At 69.1% G+C, this 19,489-nt stretch carries 20 protein-coding genes; 2 read left to right on the forward strand and 18 right to left on the reverse strand.

The window, feature by feature from the left end:
• Nucleotides 1-16: 16 nt before the first annotated feature.
• Entirely contained in the window at nucleotides 17-511 is a 495-nt protein-coding gene (locus MRBLWO14_RS01980) for an OsmC family protein (RefSeq protein ID WP_341934810.1), read from the reverse strand.
• Between the two features lie 101 nt (nucleotides 512-612).
• Here MRBLWO14_RS01980 and MRBLWO14_RS01985 point away from each other — a divergent pair, with 101 nt between their 5' ends.
• A complete protein-coding gene (locus MRBLWO14_RS01985) occupies nucleotides 613-1,608 on the forward strand; it encodes an asparaginase (protein ID WP_341934811.1) in 996 nt (331 codons plus the stop codon).
• A gap of 144 nt (nucleotides 1,609-1,752) precedes the next feature.
• Here the strand turns inward: MRBLWO14_RS01985 and MRBLWO14_RS01990 are convergent, their stop codons facing one another.
• The 17 genes from MRBLWO14_RS01990 to prmC form a co-directional block, all read right to left on the reverse strand.
• On the reverse strand, nucleotides 1,753-4,407 hold the full coding sequence (locus MRBLWO14_RS01990; protein ID WP_341934812.1) for an FtsK/SpoIIIE domain-containing protein: 2,655 nt from the start codon (nucleotides 4,405-4,407) through the stop codon (nucleotides 1,753-1,755).
• Nucleotides 4,408-4,465: 58 nt separating this feature from the next.
• Nucleotides 4,466-5,263: a protein phosphatase 2C domain-containing protein gene (locus MRBLWO14_RS01995; RefSeq protein WP_341934813.1), complete on the reverse strand. Its 798-nt coding sequence runs from the start codon at nucleotides 5,261-5,263 to the stop codon at nucleotides 4,466-4,468.
• A 72-nt stretch (nucleotides 5,264-5,335) separates the two neighbouring features.
• A complete protein-coding gene (locus MRBLWO14_RS02000) occupies nucleotides 5,336-6,319 on the reverse strand; it encodes an aldo/keto reductase (protein WP_341934814.1) in 984 nt (327 codons plus the stop codon).
• Between the two features lie 100 nt (nucleotides 6,320-6,419).
• Nucleotides 6,420-7,220 carry a large exoprotein gene (locus tag MRBLWO14_RS02005; RefSeq protein WP_341934815.1) on the reverse strand — a complete coding sequence of 267 codons (801 nt, stop codon included), beginning with the start codon at nucleotides 7,218-7,220 and terminating at the stop codon, nucleotides 6,420-6,422.
• A 120-nt stretch (nucleotides 7,221-7,340) separates the two neighbouring features.
• Nucleotides 7,341-8,087: a peroxide stress protein YaaA gene (locus tag MRBLWO14_RS02010; protein WP_341934816.1), complete on the reverse strand. Its 747-nt coding sequence runs from the start codon at nucleotides 8,085-8,087 to the stop codon at nucleotides 7,341-7,343.
• 76 nt (nucleotides 8,088-8,163) lie between these two features.
• Nucleotides 8,164-8,424, reverse strand: coding sequence for a F0F1 ATP synthase subunit epsilon (locus MRBLWO14_RS02015; RefSeq protein ID WP_096714664.1), 261 nt, complete (start codon nucleotides 8,422-8,424; stop codon nucleotides 8,164-8,166).
• A gap of 2 nt (nucleotides 8,425-8,426) precedes the next feature.
• The gene (atpD, locus tag MRBLWO14_RS02020) at nucleotides 8,427-9,881 is read right to left on the reverse strand and encodes a F0F1 ATP synthase subunit beta (RefSeq protein WP_341934817.1); all 1,455 of its coding nucleotides are present in this window, start codon (nucleotides 9,879-9,881) and stop codon (nucleotides 8,427-8,429) included.
• Between the two features lie 21 nt (nucleotides 9,882-9,902).
• Nucleotides 9,903-10,802: a F0F1 ATP synthase subunit gamma gene (locus MRBLWO14_RS02025; protein WP_341934818.1), complete on the reverse strand. Its 900-nt coding sequence runs from the start codon at nucleotides 10,800-10,802 to the stop codon at nucleotides 9,903-9,905.
• A gap of 19 nt (nucleotides 10,803-10,821) precedes the next feature.
• Nucleotides 10,822-12,462, reverse strand: a complete 1,641-nt coding sequence (atpA, locus tag MRBLWO14_RS02030) for a F0F1 ATP synthase subunit alpha (RefSeq protein WP_341934819.1) — start codon at nucleotides 12,460-12,462, stop codon at nucleotides 10,822-10,824.
• Between the two features lie 47 nt (nucleotides 12,463-12,509).
• Nucleotides 12,510-13,301: a F0F1 ATP synthase subunit delta gene (locus MRBLWO14_RS02035; protein WP_096714668.1), complete on the reverse strand. Its 792-nt coding sequence runs from the start codon at nucleotides 13,299-13,301 to the stop codon at nucleotides 12,510-12,512.
• A complete protein-coding gene (locus MRBLWO14_RS02040; protein ID WP_341934820.1) occupies nucleotides 13,301-13,858 on the reverse strand; it encodes a F0F1 ATP synthase subunit B in 558 nt (185 codons plus the stop codon). The genes MRBLWO14_RS02035 and MRBLWO14_RS02040 overlap by 1 nt, the downstream gene beginning before the upstream one ends.
• A gap of 27 nt (nucleotides 13,859-13,885) precedes the next feature.
• Nucleotides 13,886-14,122: an ATP synthase F0 subunit C gene (gene atpE / locus MRBLWO14_RS02045; protein WP_067115091.1), complete on the reverse strand. Its 237-nt coding sequence runs from the start codon at nucleotides 14,120-14,122 to the stop codon at nucleotides 13,886-13,888.
• A 45-nt stretch (nucleotides 14,123-14,167) separates the two neighbouring features.
• Complete coding sequence (atpB, locus tag MRBLWO14_RS02050; protein ID WP_096714670.1) at nucleotides 14,168-14,950, reverse strand: F0F1 ATP synthase subunit A; 783 nt, start codon at nucleotides 14,948-14,950, stop codon at nucleotides 14,168-14,170.
• Between the two features lie 144 nt (nucleotides 14,951-15,094).
• Nucleotides 15,095-15,670: a hypothetical protein gene (locus MRBLWO14_RS02055; protein WP_341934821.1), complete on the reverse strand. Its 576-nt coding sequence runs from the start codon at nucleotides 15,668-15,670 to the stop codon at nucleotides 15,095-15,097.
• The gene (locus MRBLWO14_RS02060; protein WP_341934822.1) at nucleotides 15,670-16,839 is read right to left on the reverse strand and encodes an MraY family glycosyltransferase; all 1,170 of its coding nucleotides are present in this window, start codon (nucleotides 16,837-16,839) and stop codon (nucleotides 15,670-15,672) included. Before MRBLWO14_RS02060 ends, MRBLWO14_RS02055 begins: the two co-directional genes overlap by 1 nt.
• Nucleotides 16,836-17,540: an L-threonylcarbamoyladenylate synthase gene (locus MRBLWO14_RS02065; protein WP_251585595.1), complete on the reverse strand. Its 705-nt coding sequence runs from the start codon at nucleotides 17,538-17,540 to the stop codon at nucleotides 16,836-16,838. Before MRBLWO14_RS02065 ends, MRBLWO14_RS02060 begins: the two co-directional genes overlap by 4 nt.
• A gap of 50 nt (nucleotides 17,541-17,590) precedes the next feature.
• On the reverse strand, nucleotides 17,591-18,451 hold the full coding sequence (prmC, locus tag MRBLWO14_RS02070; RefSeq protein ID WP_341934823.1) for a peptide chain release factor N(5)-glutamine methyltransferase: 861 nt from the start codon (nucleotides 18,449-18,451) through the stop codon (nucleotides 17,591-17,593).
• 98 nt (nucleotides 18,452-18,549) lie between these two features.
• On the opposite strand from prmC, the gene cysK reads away from it, so the two are divergent.
• Entirely contained in the window at nucleotides 18,550-19,488 is a 939-nt protein-coding gene (gene cysK, locus MRBLWO14_RS02075; RefSeq protein WP_341934824.1) for a cysteine synthase A, read from the forward strand.
• Nucleotide 19,489: the final 1 nt, after the last annotated feature.

A 19,489-nucleotide genomic window follows, 5' to 3' on the forward strand; every position in this document is an offset into this window, starting at 1 on the left:
GCACCATCGGTGCGTCTCAGGATGCTGCGGCGGTGACGACGGCCTCGTGCCGGACGGGGAAGTTCATCGAGTTCGCGATGAAGCACCACTCCCTGGCCTGAGCGTGCGCCCGCTCGGCTGCCTCGATCATCGACGCATCGGCCACGACCACCTCGGGGCGCAGCATCACCTCGACGAATGCACCGCCTCCCGCGCCGTTCTCCCGCATCAGGCCCGCTGCCGTATCGCGATACGACACGACGACGACTCCTGCGGTGACGCACGCGTGCAGGTAGGACAGCAGATGGCACTCGGACAGCGAGGCGAGCAGGAGATCCTCGGGATTCCATCGCGACGTGTCGCCCCGGAACGGCTTGTCCGAGGACGCGAGGATGTCCGGCTTGCCCGCGACCTCGAGCGTGACGTCGCGTCGGTAGTCGCGATAGCCGCTGGTCCCTGTCCCCGTGTTCCCGGTCCAGGTGGAGGTGAGTGCGTAGCGGTGCTCGCCGAGAGCCGCGGATCGTTCTGCCATGGCCTCAGTCTGCCAGCAGCCGCGGACACCGGGCTCCGTCGGGTGACGGGGCGGGCGATCGGGTGACGGGACCGGCGATGCGGCGACGATATCCTTGACTGGTGCCCGAGACTCTCACCGTTCAGGATTCCGTGGAACTAGCCGTCGTCGAGCGCAGTGGATTCGTCGAGTCCCGCCATGCGGGGGCGGCAGTCGTGCTCTCCCCCGACGGCGAGGTCGTCGCCCGGTACGGCGACGCGGACGCGCTGATCCTCCCCCGATCGAGCCTCAAGCCGCTGCAGGCCGTCGCATGCATCACGGCGGGCGCCGTCCTCGAGGGCGAGCAGCTCGCCCTGTCGACGGCGAGCCACGTCGGCACAGACCGTCATGCGGCAGTGGTGCGGGACATCCTCACCGAGGGCGGTCTCACCGAGGACGACCTGGAGTGCCCCGTCGCCTGGCCGACGGACACGGCCACGCGTGATGCGATGGTACGCGAGCACGACCAGCAGGCGCGCATCCGCATGAACTGTTCGGGCAAGCACGCGGCCATGCTGCGGGCCTGCGTCGCCACGGGGTGGCCCACGAAGGGGTACCTCGACCCGTCGCACCCGCTGCAGATGCACATCCGCGAGGTGGTCGAGCGTCTCACGGGCGAGAAGATCGCGCACACCTCGATCGACGGATGCGGTGCGCCGGTGCACGCGCTCACCCTCACGGGTCTGGCTCGCGCCATCCACCGCATCGGGAGCGCCTCGGATCGCTCCCCGTTCGCGCTGCACCGCGTCGCGGGATCGCTCGTGCGCGCGGTGCGCGAGCACCCCTGGACGATCGAGGGTCCGGGACGACCGGACACGATCGCGATCGAGACGCTCGGCGTCTTCACGAAGGGCGGCGCGGAGGGCGTCATGGTGATGGTCGCGCCGGACAACACCACGGTCGCTTTGAAGATGCTCGACGGGTCGGCGCGTGCATCGACTCTCGTGGCAGCCACGCTGCTGCAGCGAGCCGGCGCCCTGACGGACGAGGATCTGACCAAGCTCATCGCCGCACTGTCGTTGGGCGTCCTCGGTGGCGGCGTCGAGGTGGGCGCGATCCGCGTGGCCGCCGGGCTCTGACAGCAGAGCCAGCCCCAGCACTCCGGTCACGTCCACCCGCAGCGCTGTCACGAGACGAGACCATCGAGAACGAACCGCCTCGGTCGCTCGGCCCCGATGACCGACCACACGCGCCCGGCATGGAGCCGAGCGTAGGGCGGCAGGTCACGCACACCGACGAGATGGCGCAGCTCGGGCGCGTTCTCCGCCCGCACGAGCACTTCTCCGTCCTCGCGCACCCGTTGCCAGAGCATCCGCTGACGCTGCCAGACGTCTGGTTCGTCGACCAGGATCCGCGGGACGGACTCGACCCCGGGTGTCGTGATGGAAGGACTGTCGTCGGCTCTCGTGACCGCCCAGGCGGGGTGCGCCCGCTGGAGGGCGTCGACGACCGATGCCGCGCCGCCGGTGACGATCGCGGTCAGCGACCGGGACGGCGCCCAGGCGCGCGCCCCGCGCCGCGCGTCGCGACGGCGCAGGGACGGCCTGTTCGGGGGTCCAGGCCAGCTGCACCTCTCGACCGTCGATACGAGCGCGCCCGGGGGGAGCATCGCGCACGAATGCCGACGGATCGCCGCCCGCCGCCGCGTGCTCGGCGCGACTCGGCAGCGGGAGCACCGCGCGGCGCGGCAGCAGTTCCAGGAGGCGGGTCGCCGGGCCTCCCCATCGTGAGGCGCTCATCACGACGGTCGCTGCGGCCTCACCGCGGAGCAGGCGCTCCCAGGCCTGGACGAACGCGACCGCGTACTCGGACGGCAGTGCACCGAGCAGCGCATCGATGTCGTCGCAGAGGATCAACGACGGACGCGGAGACGGATGTTCGACCAGGCCGATCACGGTGTCCCACGCCGACTCGGGATCGGCGGGTATCCGGAACGCGTCCTCGCGTTGCCGGGCGAGTGTGCGCAGCGCTGTCGTCCGCCCCGAGCCGCTCTGCCCGACGACGGCGATCCCCCGCTCCTCTCCGGGGCGCAGCAGGTCCAGGGGCTGACGCTGGTTCGCAGGGTCGTCCGCACGGCCCAGCACGATCGCACCCGCCTCTGCATCCGCGTCGAGATCGGCCAGCGGGAGCATCGCCGGAAGCTCAGGGAGCCACGGGCTGACGGGAGTCGGCGAGGTCCGCCACACGCCCGCCGCGTGCGCGATGTCCTCCCGCGACGTCAGCGCGATGCGCAGAGCGGCCGGGGAATCATCGCTCGGTCGCCGCACGAAGGCGAGCCCGCGCGATTCGGGCCCTCCCGTGATGCGGGCCGCGTCGTCGGTCCCGATCACGGCTCGGCTGTCGGCCGCGTCGCCGACGCGCAGGCTCACGCGCAGCGGGCAGTTCGCCGCCAGCGCGTCGCGGACGACCCCCGTGGCGCGCTGGGTGCCCAGGATGAGGTGCATCCCCAGAGCGCGGCCCCGAGCGGCGATATCGGTGAAGACGGCGCCGAGTTCGGGATGCTCCTGCAGCAGCGCGGCGAACTCGTCGATCACGATGACGAGCCGAGGCATCTCCGCTTCGCGGATGTCCCGTACGCCGGCGCGAGCCAGGACTTCCTCGCGTCGACGGAGCTCGGCAGTGAGGCTGGTGACGCCGCGCACCGCGCCCGCCCCGTCGAGATCGGTGATCACTGCGGCGACCTGACGCAGCGGCCGCAATGCGTCGAACGCCGTGCCTCCTTTGAAGTCGGCGAGCACGAAGACGACGTCGTCCGGTCCGTGGTGCGCGGCGATGGCCGTGACCCAGGTGGCAAGGAGCTCGCTCTTGCCCGCTCCGGTCGTTCCGGTGACGATCGCGTGCGGGCCGTGCTCGACGATGTCGACGACCACGTCGCCGCGTCCGTCGCGCCCCACCGTCGCCGGGAGCCCGCGAGACCCGCGCCCCTGCACGAGATCGGCGAACCGCGCCGACCGCGGCACCTCATCGTCCGGCGCATCGTCGACCGGGAGGGAGACGCCGATCGCCGCGGTCTGCTCCGCGGACAGGTACTCCGGATCCACCTCCACGACGCCCTCCGACGTGCGGACCGAGGCCCGCCCAGAGACGGCGAGGTCGATGACGGCTCCCACTCCCTCCGGCACCGGTGCGTCGGGAGCGAGCATCCAGACCGCGGCATCCGCGTCCGGGCGTCCGTGCTCCGGCGCACTGACCCCGAGGCGGAAGGCGCTGCGCCTCGCCACCGTCGCCTGCGGCAACGTCGCGAGACCCGCCGAGGCGGCGCCGTCGCCGACCACCGCGAGCTGCGCGGTGCCGAATCGCAGGCAGAGCTGCACCACGAGCGCACGGACCACGGCGGCACCGGCGACGCGATCGCCGCGTACCGCGACGCCTCCTCCGAGCGGCACGGAGACCGGTACACGATCGATCACGGCGCATCGGCGGCGGAACTCCCTGGCGCGCTCCCCGTCGTCGCCCGTGGCTCGGAGCGGGCTGGGGCGAGCGCCGGCGCCCACGACGATCGTGGTGCCCGCGTCGACCGTCGCCGAGGAACGGAGGGGCGGCGTGAGCAGTGCCGTGGCGACGTCCGGCTCCCGATGCCACCGCCCTGAGCGCTCCTCGGCCTGCCGTGCGGCGAGCTCTGTCTCCGCGCGCTCCCACGCGGCCTCCGATTCCGCCTCGGCCAGCGCGATCGCCTTGCGCCGCGACCGTCGACCGTCGATGAGCGAGGCGCCGATCATGAGCGGGCCCAGGGCGGCGAAGCACAGGGAGTAGACCGATCCGGTCACGAGCCACAGCACGACACCGGCCGCGACGGGGATCAGCGCGGCCAGGAAAGGGATCGGCTGCGGGGGCGGGGGCGTCGGCGACGCGGGAAGCGTGATGGGCAGTGAGTCCATCACCCCAGTGGACACCCCGCGGTGCGCGGATCCGGCGCTGTCCACAGGGGCCAGCGGGTTATTCGGCGATATCCGATTCCGTGGAGGAGGAGTCGTCGTCGACCTGGACGATGACGAGCGTCACGTTGTCCCGCCCGCCGTTCTCGAGTGCGGCGTTCAGCATCGCGTCGACCGCGGCGGCCGGGTCGGCGTTCTCCCGGAGGAAGTGCTGGATGCCGTAGTCGGTGAGCTCTTTGGTGAGGCCGTCGGAACAGATCACGAAGCGGTCGCCGGCCCGGACGTCGAGCGTGACATAGTCGGGCGGCGTGAGCTCGCTCGCGCCCACCGCGCGCGTGATGACATTGCTGTACGGGTGGCCCTCTGCTTCTTCGGGGCTGATCTTGCCGGAGGCGATCAGCTCTTGCACGACCGAGTGATCGGTCGTCACCTGGATCAGCCGGTCGTCGCGCAGCAGGTATACGCGAGAATCGCCGATGTTCAGCGCGACCCAGCGCGGCTCGTCGCCGTCGAGCTCGAGGAAGACGCCGGTCAGCGTCGTTCCCGTCCCCTCGTCCGTGGCCTCGGGGTGGTCGGCGATGTCGCCGACGGCCAGCTCCAACGCGCGCTCGATCTCGCCGCGCTGCACGGGACCTTCGGTCACCATCGCCTCGAGGCGCTTGACCGTGCTCTGGCTGGCGATCTCGCCGCCCGCGTGTCCGCCCATGCCGTCCGCGACGATGAACAGCGGATACTCCGCGAAGAAGGCGTCCTGGTTCGTCTCGCGGCGGCGCCCGACATCGGTGACGCCGGCCCACGACACCACCAGAGGGTGCCGCGAAACCGTGACGCTGTGCGTCCTCGTCGTCGTCTCAGCCACTCGTCGCCTCCGAAATGCCTCTGGGTCGGGCGGCCCCAGGGTACTCACACATCGTAGTGGACTCCGCCCCGCTCACACGCGCGCCCCGGGGTCCTCGGGAAGCGGGAAGAGCGCGTCGATCTCAGCCAGTTCGTCCTCGTCGGGACGCCAGGCATCCCCGGCCTGCGCATTCGCTTCGACCTGCTCCACCGACGTCGCGCCCGCGATCACGCTCGAGATGCGCTGATCGGCGAGGAGCCAGCCGAAGGCGGCCTGCACCATCGTGATGCCGCGGACATCGCAGAAGGAGCGGAGCGCATCGAGCGCGTCCCAAGGAGCCCGTTCCCACACGTGGCGTCGCGTCGACATGATCCGGCTCGACTCCGGACCCCCGTCACGGGAGAACTTGCCGGTGAGCAGGCCGTTGTGCAGCGGGAAGTAGGGGAAGAACCCGAGTCCGTAGCGTTCGACGGCGGGAAGGACCTCCCGCTCCGCCGCCCGGGCGAGGAGCGAGTAGTGGTTCTGCGCCGAGACGAATCGGCCGCCGTGGCGGTCGCGCGAGACGAACTCGGCCTCGGCGATCTGCCATCCGCTGAAATTCGAGTGCCCGTAGTACCGGATCTTGCCCTCGCGCACGAGCTCGTCGAGGGCGTCGAGCGTCTCGGCGATCGGGGTCTCCGGATCCGGCAGATGGAGCTGGTACAGGTCGATCCAGTCGGTCCGCAGCCGCCGGAGCGATTCCTCGACCGCACGTCGCACGTAGCGACGGGACCCCCGTCCCGCAGGGAAGTCATAGCCCATGTCGCGCTCGTGCCCGAACTTGGTGGCGAGGACGACGCGATCCCGGCGGCCGTCGAGCGCCTCCCCCATCAGCGATTCGCTGGAACCGGGCACCGCCCCGTACATGTCGGCGGTGTCGAGGAAGGTGATGCCGTTGTCGATGGCGGCATCGATGACGTAGCGGGTTCCGTCGAGCGTCTCGGTGGCGGTGCCTGCTCGGCCGAAGTTGTTGCATCCGAGGCCGGTCGACGACACGAGGAGTCCGGAAGCGCCGACACGGCGCTGCGACGTGAGCATGCCTCCACGCTATCGTCTCCCACCGGCCCGCATGCCACTCCTGGAACGCGGAAGAGCCTCCGACCGGGGTCGGAGGCTCTTCGTGCACTGCGGCGCCGGGTCAGGCCGGCGGCTGAGTGGGGTTGGTCGGCGGAGCCGGGGGCGCAGCCGGCGGAGCGGTCGGCGGAGCCGGCGGCACCTGCGGCGCAGCGGGCGGAGCGGACGGCGGTGCCGGCGGCACGTCGGGGTTCGACGGCGCTGCGGGAGGGGCGTAGCCGGGCTGCGCGGGCGGGGTGTAACCCGGCTGCTGCGGCGGAGCGTAGCCGGGCTGGGTCGGCGGGGCGTAACCCTGCTGCGGCTGACCGTAACCCTGCTGCGGCTGGCCGTAGCCCTGCTGCGGCTGGCCGTAGCCGGGACCTGCCACCGCGCTCGGCTGCGTGGGCACACCGTCCCACACCGTCTTGTCGGCGAAGAAGCCGTTGCCCGCCCACGGAGCCGGAGCGATGTTCGGGTTCCAGCGCGACTTGTCGAACGCGTTGATGCCGAGCCACACGATGCCGAGGAGCACCCAGAGAATCACCCAGACGGCGTCCTTCTGCAGCTTGAGGCCGATGCGCCAGGCCGCGAGTGCGAGGACCACGGCGAGTGCGATACCCGTGAGGAAGTTGAGGTACGGGATGAGCGAGAGGCCGATCGCGATGAGGACGACCCACGGCGACAGGTCTCCGAGCTTCGCGAAGACCATGTAGTTGTACACCGGCACCCAGGCGCGCCACTTGCCCTGCACGCCGGCCTTGTCGAAGATCTTCATCAGGAAGAAGGCGACGAGGACGTAGCCCACGATCGCGATGAGGAAGCCTACGAGCGCCACGATGCCGAAGACGGCAGCGGCACCTGGCCCGTAATAGTAATCGTCGTACATGATCCCCTCCGAAATGGGACTGATGGGGGCGCTGGCCGCGCCGCGTCACCCACCATATCGGTGCGCCGATATTGCGGGCAACGACACACGCGGGGAGAAATCCCCACGTGTCCGTACGCGTCATTCCGCGACGACGAGCTCCAGTGTCGCCCGCTCCGACGAGTCGCGCAGAACGACACCCCGCGACTCCGCCCAGGTGCGGAGCGCGCGCAGCGACGCGATGCGCGGACGATCCTCCGCGAGGGCGCGCACGAGCATCCCCTTCGACTTCTTGTTGAAGTGGTTCAGAGCCTTGCCGTGCTCCGTCACGACCCGCACGTAGGATGAGTCGACGTCCGCCGGGATCGGACCGAGGGCGACGTACGCCTCACTGCGCAGGTCGAGCACGAAGTCCGGCTCCTCGCTCGCGATCGCCGCGCTGGTCGCCTCCGCCCAGTGCCGCCGCAGCGGTGGGATGCCGGGCAGCGAGGTCCCGGCCGCGAGACGATAGGCCGGGATGCCGTCGAGGGCGCCGACAGGTCCGAGAGGCGCCGAGTGGATCCACACGTGGCCGGCGAGCCAGCGCCGCGACGCGGACGACAGCGAGGTCGCGTCGAGCGCGTCGTACAGCACTCCTGTGTAGCGGTCGACGGCCGGCATCGTCGGAGCGGTCAGCAGCTCGCGATTGTGAGCGATGTCTCCCGCCTGCTTGTCGCTGAGCTTGAGGACGCGCTGTGCGAGGGTCGGGTCGCCCGCGAGCCCGACGAGGGCGTCGGCCACCGCCCGACGCCGGTCGCGCAGTGCAGGAAGGGCGAGACGGTCGAGGTCGAGTGGCGCACCGGCACCACCCGGGCGCTTGGTCTCCGAGGGCGGGAGCAGGATCTTCATGGCGCCTCCGCGGGCACAGACGCGTCCGCCTCGGCACCGAAGACGGTGCCGAGGCGGATGCGATGATTGTTGCTGGTCAGGAGATCAGGGCGGCGTTGCCTGCCACAATCGTCAGGTCGTTGCCCTCCATCGAGAGGAATCCGTCCTGCGCGTTGGCGAGCACCTTCGACCCGTCGGTCTGGGTGATCCGGACCTGGCCTTCGGCGAGGATGGCCAGCACCGGCTCGTGGCCGGACATGAAGCCGATCTCGCCCTCGACGGTCTTCGCGACCACGAGGCTCGCTTCTCCCGTCCAGACCTCCGCGTCGGCGGAGACGAGGCTGACGTGCAGGGCCATGGTCAGCCGTTCTCCTTCTGGATCTTCGCCCACTGCTCTTCGACGTCGGAGATGCCGCCGACGTTGAAGAAGGCCTGCTCGGCCACGTGGTCGAAGTCACCGCGGGTGATCGCGTCGAACGACTCGATCGTGTCCTTCAGCGGCACGGTCGAGCCCTCTACACCCGTGAACTTCTTCGCCATGTAGGTGTTCTGCGAGAGGAACTGCTGGATGCGACGTGCACGCGACACGACGATCTTGTCTTCCTCGGAGAGCTCGTCGACACCGAGGATGGCGATGATCTCCTGCAGCTCCTTGTTCTTCTGGAGGATCTGCTTGACCGTGGTGGCGACGCGGTAGTGGTCCTCGCCCAAGTAGCGGGGGTCCATGATGCGCGACGTCGAGGTCAGCGGGTCGATGGCCGGGTACAGACCCTTCGACGCGATCTCACGGGAGAGCTCGGTCGTCGCGTCGAGGTGCGCGAAGGTCGTGGCCGGAGCCGGGTCGGTGTAGTCGTCGGCCGGCACGTAGATCGCCTGCAGCGAGGTGATCGAGTGACCGCGCGTCGAGGTGATGCGCTCCTGCAGGAGGCCCATCTCGTCGGCGAGGTTCGGCTGGTAGCCCACGGCGGAAGGCATGCGGCCCAGAAGGGTCGACACCTCGGAACCGGCCTGCGTGAAGCGGAAGATGTTGTCAATGAAGAGCAGCACGTCCTGCTTCTGCACGTCGCGGAAGTACTCCGCCATCGTCAGGGCCGACAGAGCGACGCGCAGACGCGTCCCCGGCGGCTCGTCCATCTGACCGAAGACGAGGGCCGTCTTGTCGAAGACACCCGCCTCCTCCATCTCGTGGATGAGGTCGTTGCCCTCACGGGTGCGCTCACCGACACCGGCGAACACCGACACACCACCGTGGTCCTGCGCGACGCGCTGGATCATCTCCTGGATGAGGACGGTCTTGCCGACACCGGCACCACCGAAGAGACCGATCTTTCCACCCTGCACATACGGGGTGAGGAGGTCGATCGACTTGATGCCGGTCTCGAACATGGTGGTCTTCGACTCGAGCTGGTCGAAGTTCGGCGCCTTGCGGTGGATCGGCCAGCGCTCCGTGACCTCGATGGTCTCACCGGGCTCGCCGTTGAGGACCTCGCCGATCACGTTGAAGACCTTGCCCTTGGTGATGTCACCGACGGGCACCGAGATGGCCTCGCCCGTGTCGCGGACCTCCTGGCCGCGGACGATGCCGTCCGTCGGCTTCAGGGCGATGGCGCGCACCAGGTCGTCGCCGAGGTGCTGGGCGACCTCGAGGGTGATCTCGGTCGACTCGTCGCCGATGGCGATCGTGGTCTTCAGAGCGTTGTAGATGTCGGGGATCGAGTCGTGCGGGAACTCGATGTCGACAACCGGACCGTTGACGCGTGCGACGCGCCCGACGACCGCGGTCGCCGGCTGGTCAGCCGTGGCGATGGAAGTCATTATCGTCTCTTTCCTGATGGTCTATTTGCTCGACGAGAGGGCGTCGGCGCCGCCGACGATCTCCGCGATCTGCTGCGTGATCTCCGCCTGGCGAGCGTTGTTGCGCAGGCGGGTGTAGTCGGTGATGAGCTTGTCGGCGTTGTCGCTGGCCGACTTCATCGCCTTCTGCGTCGCGGCCTGCTTGGCGGCGGACGACTGCAGAAGCGCGTTGAAGACGCGGCTCTGGATGTACACCGGCAGGATCGCGTCGAGAACGGTCTCGGCATCCGGCTCGAACTCGTACAGCGGGTAGACGGTGCTGCCCGCTTCCGAGTCGTCGGCTTCCGTGATCTCCAGCGGCAGCAGGCGCACGGACTCCGGCGACTGCGTCATCATGCTGACGAAGCGGTTGTAGACGAGGTGGATCTCGTCGACGCCGCCCTCGTCCGCACCGCGCGAGAACGCCTCGAGCAGCGTGGCCGAGATCTCCTCCGCGGTGTGGAACGACGGGGTGTCGGTGTCGCCCGTCCACTCCGCAGCCGACTCGATACGACGGAACTGGAAGTACCCGACGGCCTTGCGACCGATGAGGTAGAACACCGGCTCCTTGCCCTGCTCACGCAAGAGCGATGCCACCTCGAGACCCTCACGGAGGATCTGCGAGTTGAAGGCTCCGGCGAGACCGCGGTCCGACGAGAAGATCACGACCGCGGAGCGGCGGATGTTCTCGGGCTCACGGGTGAGCGGGTGATCGACGTTCGAGTGCGTCGCGACGGCCGACACGGCCCTCGTCACGGCCCGCGCGAAGGGGCTGGACGCCTTGACGCGTGCCATCGCCTTCTGGATGCGCGAAGCCGCGATGAGTTCCATCGCCTTCGTGATCTTCTTGGTCGTCTGAGCAGAAGAGATCTTCTGCTTGTAGACCCTGAGTTGAGCGCCCATGAATCAGTTCCTCACGCGATTACGCGCGACGACCCTTGACGATCTTCTCCTGGTTGACGTCCTCGGCCTCGGCCGCAGCGTGCTCCTCGTGGCCCGGGGCGCCGATGGCGTGACCCTTGCCGCCCTGGAACTCCAGGATGAAGGCATCCGTCTGCTTCTCGAGCTCTGCGACCGTGGCGTCGTCGAGGACGTTGGTCTCGCGCAGAGTGTCGAGCACCGAGGTGTTGCGACGCAGGTAGTCCAGGAGCTCTCGCTCGAACCGCAGCACGTCCTCGACCTCGATCGAGTCGAGCTTGCCGTTGGTACCGGCCCAGATCGACACGACCTGCTCCTCGACGGGGTACGGCGAGTACTGCGGCTGCTTGAGCAGCTCGGTCAGACGCGCACCACGCGAGAGCTGACGACGCGAGGCGGCGTCGAGGTCGGAGGCGAACATCGCGAAGGCCTCGAGCGAGCGGTACTGGGCCAGCTCGAGCTTGAGCGTTCCGGAGACCTTCTTGATCGACTTGACCTGCGCGTCACCGCCGACTCGCGACACCGAGATACCCACGTCGACCGCCGGACGCTGGTTGGCGTTGAACAGGTCGGACTGGAGGAAGATCTGGCCGTCGGTGATCGAGATCACGTTGGTCGGGATGTACGCCGAGACGTCGTTGGCCTTGGTCTCGATGATGGGCAGACCCGTCATCGATCCCGCACCGAGCTCGTCGGAGAGCTTCGCGCACCGCTCGAGCAGACGCGAGTGCAGGTAGAAGACGTCGCCGGGGTACGCCTCGCGGCCCGGCGGGCGACGCAGGAGGAGCGACACGGCGCGGTACGCCTCGGCCTGCTTCGACAGGTCGTCGAAGATGATCAGGACGTGCTTGCCGCCGTACATCCAGTGCTGACCGATGGCCGAACCGGTGTAGGGAGCGAGGTACTTGAAACCGGCGGGGTCGGATGCCGGAGCCGCCACGATCGTGGTGTACTCCAGTGCGCCGGCCTCTTCGAGCGCGCCCTTCACCGAAGCGATGGTCGAGCCCTTCTGGCCGATGGCGACGTAGATGCAGCGGACCTGCTTGCTGACGTCGCCCGACTCCCAGTTGGCCTTCTGGTTGATGATCGTGTCGATCGCGATGGCCGTCTTGCCGGTCTGGCGGTCGCCGATGATCAGCTGACGCTGGCCACGGCCGACGGGGATCATCGCGTCGATGGCCTTGATGCCGGTCTGCATGGGCTCGTGCACCGACTTGCGCTGCATCACGCCGGGCGCCTGGAGCTCGAGCTCGCGGACACCCTCGGTCGCGATCGCGCCGAGGCCGTCGATCGGGTTGCCGAGCGGGTCGACCACGCGGCCCAGGTAGCCGTCGCCGACGGGGACCGAGAGGACCTCGCCCGTGCGGGTGACTTCCTGACCCGCCTCGATGCCGGTGAAGTCGCCGAGGACGACGACGCCGATCTCGTGCTCGTCGAGGTTCAGCGCGAGACCCTTGGTGCCGTCGGCGAAGGTCACGAGCTCGTTCGCCATGACGCCGGGCAGTCCCTCGACGTGGGCGATGCCGTCGGCCGCGTCGATGACGGTGCCGACCTCGGTCGCCGCAGCCCCGGTGGGCTCGTATGCCGCGGCGAAGTCCTTCAGCGCGTCACGGATGACGTCGGGGCTGATCGATAGTTCTGCCATTGTCTTCCCTTTGTATCTGGGTGCGCGGTTCCCCGCGCGAAGTCGTGTTAGCCGGCGAGCTTCTGGCGAAGATCGGCGAGACGGGCGGAGATGCTTCCGTCGATGACGTCATCGGCGATCTGCACGCGCAGACCTCCGACCACGGCGGGGTCGATGACCTCGTTGAGCGCGACCGTCCCTTCGTAGCGACGCGAGAGCGCGTCGCTCAGACGGGTGCGCTGAGCCTCGGTGAGCGACTTCGCGGTGTAGACCGTGGCGACGACACGGTCGCCCTGGCTGGCCACGATGCGCATCGCGCGCGACAGCAGCTGGCGCACGCGGCGCTCGCGGGGCTGGCGCACCAGCGACGAGACGATCAGCGCGGTCGGGGCGCTGGTCGCTCCGCCTGCGAGCAGACGGTCGATCAGCGAGCCCTTGGCGTCTTCTCCCCCGAGCCGGCTGCCGAGCGCGAGCTCGAGTTCCGGGTTCGCGGCCACCACGCGAGTGAAGCCGAAGAGCTCTCCCTCGATGTCGGCCTTCGGGTCGGCGAGTGCCGCGGCGCGGATGGCGAGCTCCTCGATGCCGTCCGTCAGCTCGGAGGCCGACGACCAGCGCTCCGCGACAGCCGCCTTCAGAACGCTCTGCGTGTTCTGCGAGAACCCGCCGAACACCGCTGCGACGACGTTCTGTCGCGCCACGGCCGCGGCCGCGGGGTCGGCGAGCGCGCCGCTCAGCTGGGACGACTCGGCCACGGCGCGGGCGGCTGCGAACAGCTCCTGCGCCGTGTCGAGGGTGACGTCCGTCGCTGCGGCAAGCGCCTGAGTGGATGCCGCGAGTGCCTGAGTGGTCGCGCTGCCCATTACTGAGCCGCCTTCTCGGATGCTTCGAGGTCGGCGAGGAAGCGGTCGACGACGGCCGTCGCGCGCGCATCGTCGGAGAGGGTCTCTCCGACCACGCCGCCGGCGAGGTCGATCGCGAGCGTGCCCACCTCGCTGCGGAGCGAGACGAGAGCGGTCTGACGCTCGGCCTCGATCTGCGAGTGCGCTGCCGCGGTGAGGCGAGCGGCTTCGGCCGTCGCGGTCTCCTTGGCCTCGGCGACGATCTTCTTGCCGTCCTCACGGGCGGCCTCGCGGATCTCGCCGGCCTCGGTGCGAGCCTCGGCCAGCTGACGCGTGTACTCCTCGAGCGCGGCCTCGGCCTGCTTCTGAGCCTCGTCGGCCTTGGCGATGTTGCCCTCGATCGCGGCGGAGCGCTTGTCGAGCATCGCCGTGAACTTCGGAAGGGCGACCTTCCACACGACGAGGAGGATGATGAGGAACCACAGGCCCGACCAGATGATGTCGTACCACGCGGGGATCAGCGGGTTGTGCGCCGCCTCACCCTCAGCCGCGAGGTTCGTGACAAGAGCGTTCAGCATCCTGTCTCCTTCAGAAGTCGGTTCGGATTACGGGAAGGGGATGAATCCGACGGCGATGCCGACGAATGCAAGCGCCTCGGTGAAGGCGATACCGATCCACATGAGGACCTGGAGACGACCGGCCAGCTCGGGCTGACGGGCGACGCCCTCGATGGTCTTGCCGACGACGATGCCCACACCGATGGCCGGGCCGATGGCTGCGAGGCCGTAGCCGACCGCCGCGATGTGACCGTTGATTTCAGCGAGAACCGTAGTAGCGTCCACGGGTTTTTCCTTTCGTTGGGTGGGAAGGCAGTTTTGCCGACCCGCTCAGTGCTCTTCTGCGACCGCGAGCTGGATGTAGACCGCGGTGAGGACGGTGAAGACGTATGCCTGCAGGACGGCCACCAGGATCTCGAAGAGAGTGAAGGCGCCGCCGAAGGCGAGGGTTCCGATACCGAGGGCGGCCCAGCCGCCGCCAGCGGTGAAGAAGAAGAACTGGGTGGCCGCGAAGCACAGCACCAGCAGCATGTGACCGACGACCATGTTCATCAGGAGTCGGAGCATCAGCGTGACCGGACGGATGATGAACGTCGAGAGGAACTCGATGGGGGTCACGATGAAGTAGACCGGCCACGGCACACCCGAGGGGAACAGCGCGTTCTTGAAGAACCCGCCGGGGCTCTTCTTGATGCCGGCGTAGATGAAGGTCACGTAGCTCACCAGCGCGAGCGTGAGCGGCACGGCGGCGATGCTCGTACCGGCGATGTTCAGGAACGGGATGATGCCCGTGATGTTCATGAACAGCGTCATGAAGAAGATCGTCGTGAGGATCGGCAGGAACCGGTTGCCGTCCTTGCGGCCGAGCAGGTCGTGCGCGATGCCGCCGCGGACGAAGTCGAGGCCCATCTCGACGACGCTCTGGAAGCGGCCGGGGACCACCTTCATGCGGCGCGTGCCGAGGACGAGCAGCAGGACGACGACGATCACGGAGAGCAGCTGCACCAGGTGGATCCGGTGCACGGGGATCCCCGCGACGGTGAAGAGGATCTCCGGGAAGAACTCGTCGATCGAAGGTCCGTGGAACTCGCCGTCGGAGGCAAGTCGGGGCATCAGGGTCGCAGCAAGATTAAACAGCGCGGGCTCCAGCTTCGGGGCACCGGATCGGACCGGGGCGACGATGGTCGGTGTGCTTCTGCGCAAGCGCTCGCGGGCGAGCGGCGGGCACGACTCAACACTATCAGAATAAAGGGTGTCCTAAGACCGCGGGGAGTCCTCTGCAGGCCCGTCCTCGGTGCTCTCGTCCCGCACGAGGTGGTGGCGGCCGGGGGCACGGTCCTCGGGCACCACGGTCGGCAGCTCGACCCCGGGGGCTCGGTCGGCGGGGGCCTCGGTGGGGAGCGACGCGTCACTGACGTTCGGAAGCCGCATACGGGTCAGGACCACGACATCGATGCCCAGCGACACGATGACCCCGGCCACGATCGACAGGAAGAACACCATCGGGTGGATCCAGGGCTGGCCGCTCAGCACGATCATGATCACGACGAACAGCCCGAGCTTGAGCAGCCACCCGCCGAGCACGATCGCGAAGAAGAACTGCACGTAGAGCGGGTCGCCGAACCAGCGGTTCGCGATCAGGATGCTGAGAGCCGTGATGCCGAGGAACAGCATCGCGAGCACGACGCCGAGGAGTCCGCTGGCGAGCCCCTCTCCCCCGCCGACCAGGAGCCCGACGAGACCGGCGACGACCGCGAGCACCACCATCGCGACGGCGGACCAGATGAGGGTTCTGCGCAGGATCGGGTTGCTGGATACGGGGTTCGGGCTCATCAGGACTCCAGGGAGGTCGGGTCGGGCTCGGGGGCTGTCGCCGGCTTCTTGCGACGGGTGGGCATCAGGGTGATCACGAGGCAGGCGACGATGCCGACCACGCCGAAGGCGACGCCGGGGAGGTACTGCCCCGGCCAGTCCTCGCGGGCGCCCACGTACATGAGCAGCACGGCGAACGAGATGATGGCCGTCCACGCGTAGAAGATGAGCACGGCGTCGCGGTCGCGGTGGCCGAGGTCCAGCATCCGGTGGTGCAGGTGCTTGCGGTCGGGTGAGAACGGGCTCTTCCCCGCGTTCATGCGCCGCAGCACGGCGAGGCCGAAGTCGAGCAGCGGCAGCAGCACCACGAGCAGCGGCAGCAGGATCGGGATGAACGCACCGAGCAGCTGCGAGCGGCCGAGTCTTTCGAGATCGAGCGCCGAGGGCTCCAGCTGACCCGTCACGGCGACGGCCGACGTCGCCATGAGCAGACCGAGGACGAGCGCGCCCGAGTCGCCCATGAAGATCTTCGCGGGGCTCCAGTTGAACGGGAGGAAGCCGATGCACGCGCCGATCAGCACCGCGGCGAGGAACGATGCGAGGTTGAAGTAGCTCGACGCGCCCGTGTCGCGGGTGAGGATATAGGAATAGGCGAAGAAGACGCCGTTCGCGATCAGGCACACGCCGGCCACCAGACCGTCGAGTCCGTCGATGAAGTTGACGGCGTTCATGACGATCACGATCGCGAACATCGTGATCGTGATGCTCAGCCAGCTCGAGAACACGATCAGGTCGCCGAAGGGCAGGGACAGGATCTGCAGACCGCCGCCGACCGTGATGATGCCCGCAGCGAGGAACTGGGCGCCGAGCTTGATCATCCAGTCGAGGTCCCAGAGGTCGTCGACGACGCCGATGATCGCGATGAGGAGAGCAGCGGCGAGCACAGACCACATGGTCTGCGGCGGCGTCCAGATCGTCGCGAAGAACGGGTTGAACGCCGAGATGCCCATGGCGACGGCGATGCCGAGGAAGATGGCGACCCCGCCGAGTCGCGGCTTCGGCGTCGTGTGCACGTCGCGCTCGCGGATGGCCGGGTACAGCTTGAACCGCAGGCTCACCTTCAGGACCACCCACGTGAGCGCGAACGTGATCGCGGCGGTGATGAGGACCGTGAAGAGGTACTGCTTCACGAATCCCCGTCCGCTTCGTCGCTCGGCTCGGGCTCGAGCAGATCGCCGAGCACCTCTTCGAGCCGCTCCCGGCTGACCGCACCCTGGCGCAGGATGCGCGCGCGGCCGGTCGCCTGCTCCATGCCGCGGGGCACGAGCGAGGTGGCGTCGACGATCGTCGAGGCGATGCCCTCCCGGCTGATGCCGTCGGCGAGGTACACCGCGACGCTGTCGCCCAGCATCCGCTCGGCGTCATACGCCGAGATCGCCGCATCGCGTCCGGTGAGGTTCGCGCTCGACACGGCGAGCGGCCCCGTCTCGGCCAGCAGCTCGAGTGCGACGCGACCCTCCGGCATCCGCACGGCGACGGTGCCCTCGGTCTCGCCGAGATCCCAGACAAGAGAAGGCTGCGCGGGGAGGACGATCGTGAGACCGCCCGGCCAGAACTCGTCGACGAGGCGCTGGACCGGCTCCGGCACCGACTCGGCGAGGGCGACCAGGGTGTCCTTCGAGCCGATCAGCACGGGCGGCGGCTGGTTGCGGCCCCGCCCCTTGGCGTCGAGGAGCCGCTGCACGGCAGCGGGCGAGAAGGCGTCGGCGGCGACGCCGTAGACGGTGTCGGTGGGCATGACGATGAGCTCGCCCCTGGCGATGGCCTGGCGCGCGTGACGCATGCCGGCGAGGAGCTCGGACTCGTCGCCGCAGTCGAAGATGGTGGACATGACCTTCCGATTCTAGACGGCGGGTGCCTGTGCGACCGGTGACGACGCCGTCACGGCCGCAGGGCGGTGGTCGCCCTGTCGCGCAGCGTGAGATCGCGGTGGGTGGCCGCCGCGCGCCATCCGTCGCGCGTGAGGATGCTGCGGATCTCCTCGCCCTGCAGCTCGCCGTGCTCGATCACCAGCAGACCCCCGGGGCGCAGCAGCTCGAGTGCGCGGATGCTGAGCACGCGCACGATGTCGAGACCGTCCTCCCCGCCGTACAGCGCCATGGCCGGATCGAACAGGCGCACCTCGGGGTCGCGGGGCACCGCGGCGTCCGGCACGTACGGCGGATTCGAGATCACGACGGATGCCGTGCCGTCCAGGTCGCGGAACGCCTCGCCCAGGTCCTCGTTCACGAGCGTCAGATTCGCCGCCCCGCCCGTGTTGCGCTCGGCCCAGGGGAAGGCGTCCGGCGAGAGCTCGGTCGCGAAGATCCGCGAGTGCGGCACCTCCGTGGCCATGGCGAGGGCGATCGCGCCGGACCCGGTGCCGAGATCGATGCCGATGGGGTCCGGCTCCGGGGCCGCGAGCAACGCATCGATCGCGAACTGCACCACGGTCTCGGTCTCCGGACGCGGCACGAAGACCCCGGGACCGACGGCCAGCTCGAGATGACGGAAGGGCGCGGTGCCGGTGATGTGCTGCAGCGGCTCACGACCCTCGCGACGCGTCACGAGAGCATCGAGCGCCGCGGCGTCCGCGTCCGACACGGCGTCGCCCCGGACGGTCGCCGCCTGCACCTCCCCCCGACGGATGCCGAGGACGTGACCGGCCAGGAGCTCGGCGTCGACCAGCGGATCCGGGACGCCGGCGGCGGCGAGCCGCGCCGCGGCAGCGCGCACGAGTGCGGCAAGAGAGGTGTCGGGCATGCCCTCCAGCGTAGAGCGCCACACCCGTCACATTGCCTCCCCGCACCGGTCGCTCGCCTAGGCTGGAGCCCAGTCACCCCGCACAGGAAGGCGCTCTCATGCCCGGCATCCACTCCGACATCACCACGGCGTTCGGCAACACCCCGCTGGTCCGCCTCAACCGGGTGACCGAGGGCGTCGACGCCACGGTGCTCGCCAAGCTCGAGTTCTACAACCCGGCGTCGAGCGTCAAGGACCGCCTCGGCATCGCGATCGTCGACGCCGCCGAGGCATCGGGCGAGCTGAAGCCCGGCGGGACGATCGTCGAGGCCACGAGCGGCAACACCGGCATCGCCCTGGCGATGGTCGGCGCCGCACGCGGCTACAAGGTGATCCTCACGATGCCCGCCTCCATGTCGAAGGAGCGCCGCATGCTGCTGAAGGCGTTCGGCGCAGAGTTGGTGCTCACCGACCCCACCAAGGGCATGACCCACGCGGTCGCCGAGGCCGAGGCCATCGCGGCGAAGACCCCGGGCGCCGTGCTCGCCAAGCAGTTCGCGAATGAGGCGAACCCGGCCATCCACCGCAAGACCACCGCGGAGGAGATCCTGCGCGACACCGACGGGAACGTCGACTACTTCGTGGCGGGCATCGGCACCGGCGGCACCATCACCGGCGTCGGTCAGGTGCTCAAGGAGCGCATCCCCGGGGTCACGGTCGTCGCCGTCGAGCCCAAGGACTCCCCCATCCTCACCGAGGGCCACCCCGGACCCCACAAGATCCAGGGCATCGGCCCGAACTTCGTTCCGCCGATCCTCGACCGCGAGGTGCTCGACGAGGTCATCGACGTCACCTTCGACGACGCGATCCGCGTGGCCCGCGAGACCGCCGCCGGAGAGGGCATCCTCGTCGGCATGTCGAGCGGCGCCGCGATCTGGGCGGCTCTGGAGATCGCGAAGCGCCCGGAGGCCGCCGGCAAGACGATCGTCGTGATCATCCCCTCGTTCGGCGAGCGGTACCTGTCTACCGCTCTCTACGAGCACCTGCGCGAGGCCTGAC

Origin of the sequence: Microbacterium sp. LWO14-1.2 (assembly GCF_038397715.1) — a bacterium.
Taxonomy (GTDB): domain Bacteria; phylum Actinomycetota; class Actinomycetes; order Actinomycetales; family Microbacteriaceae; genus Microbacterium.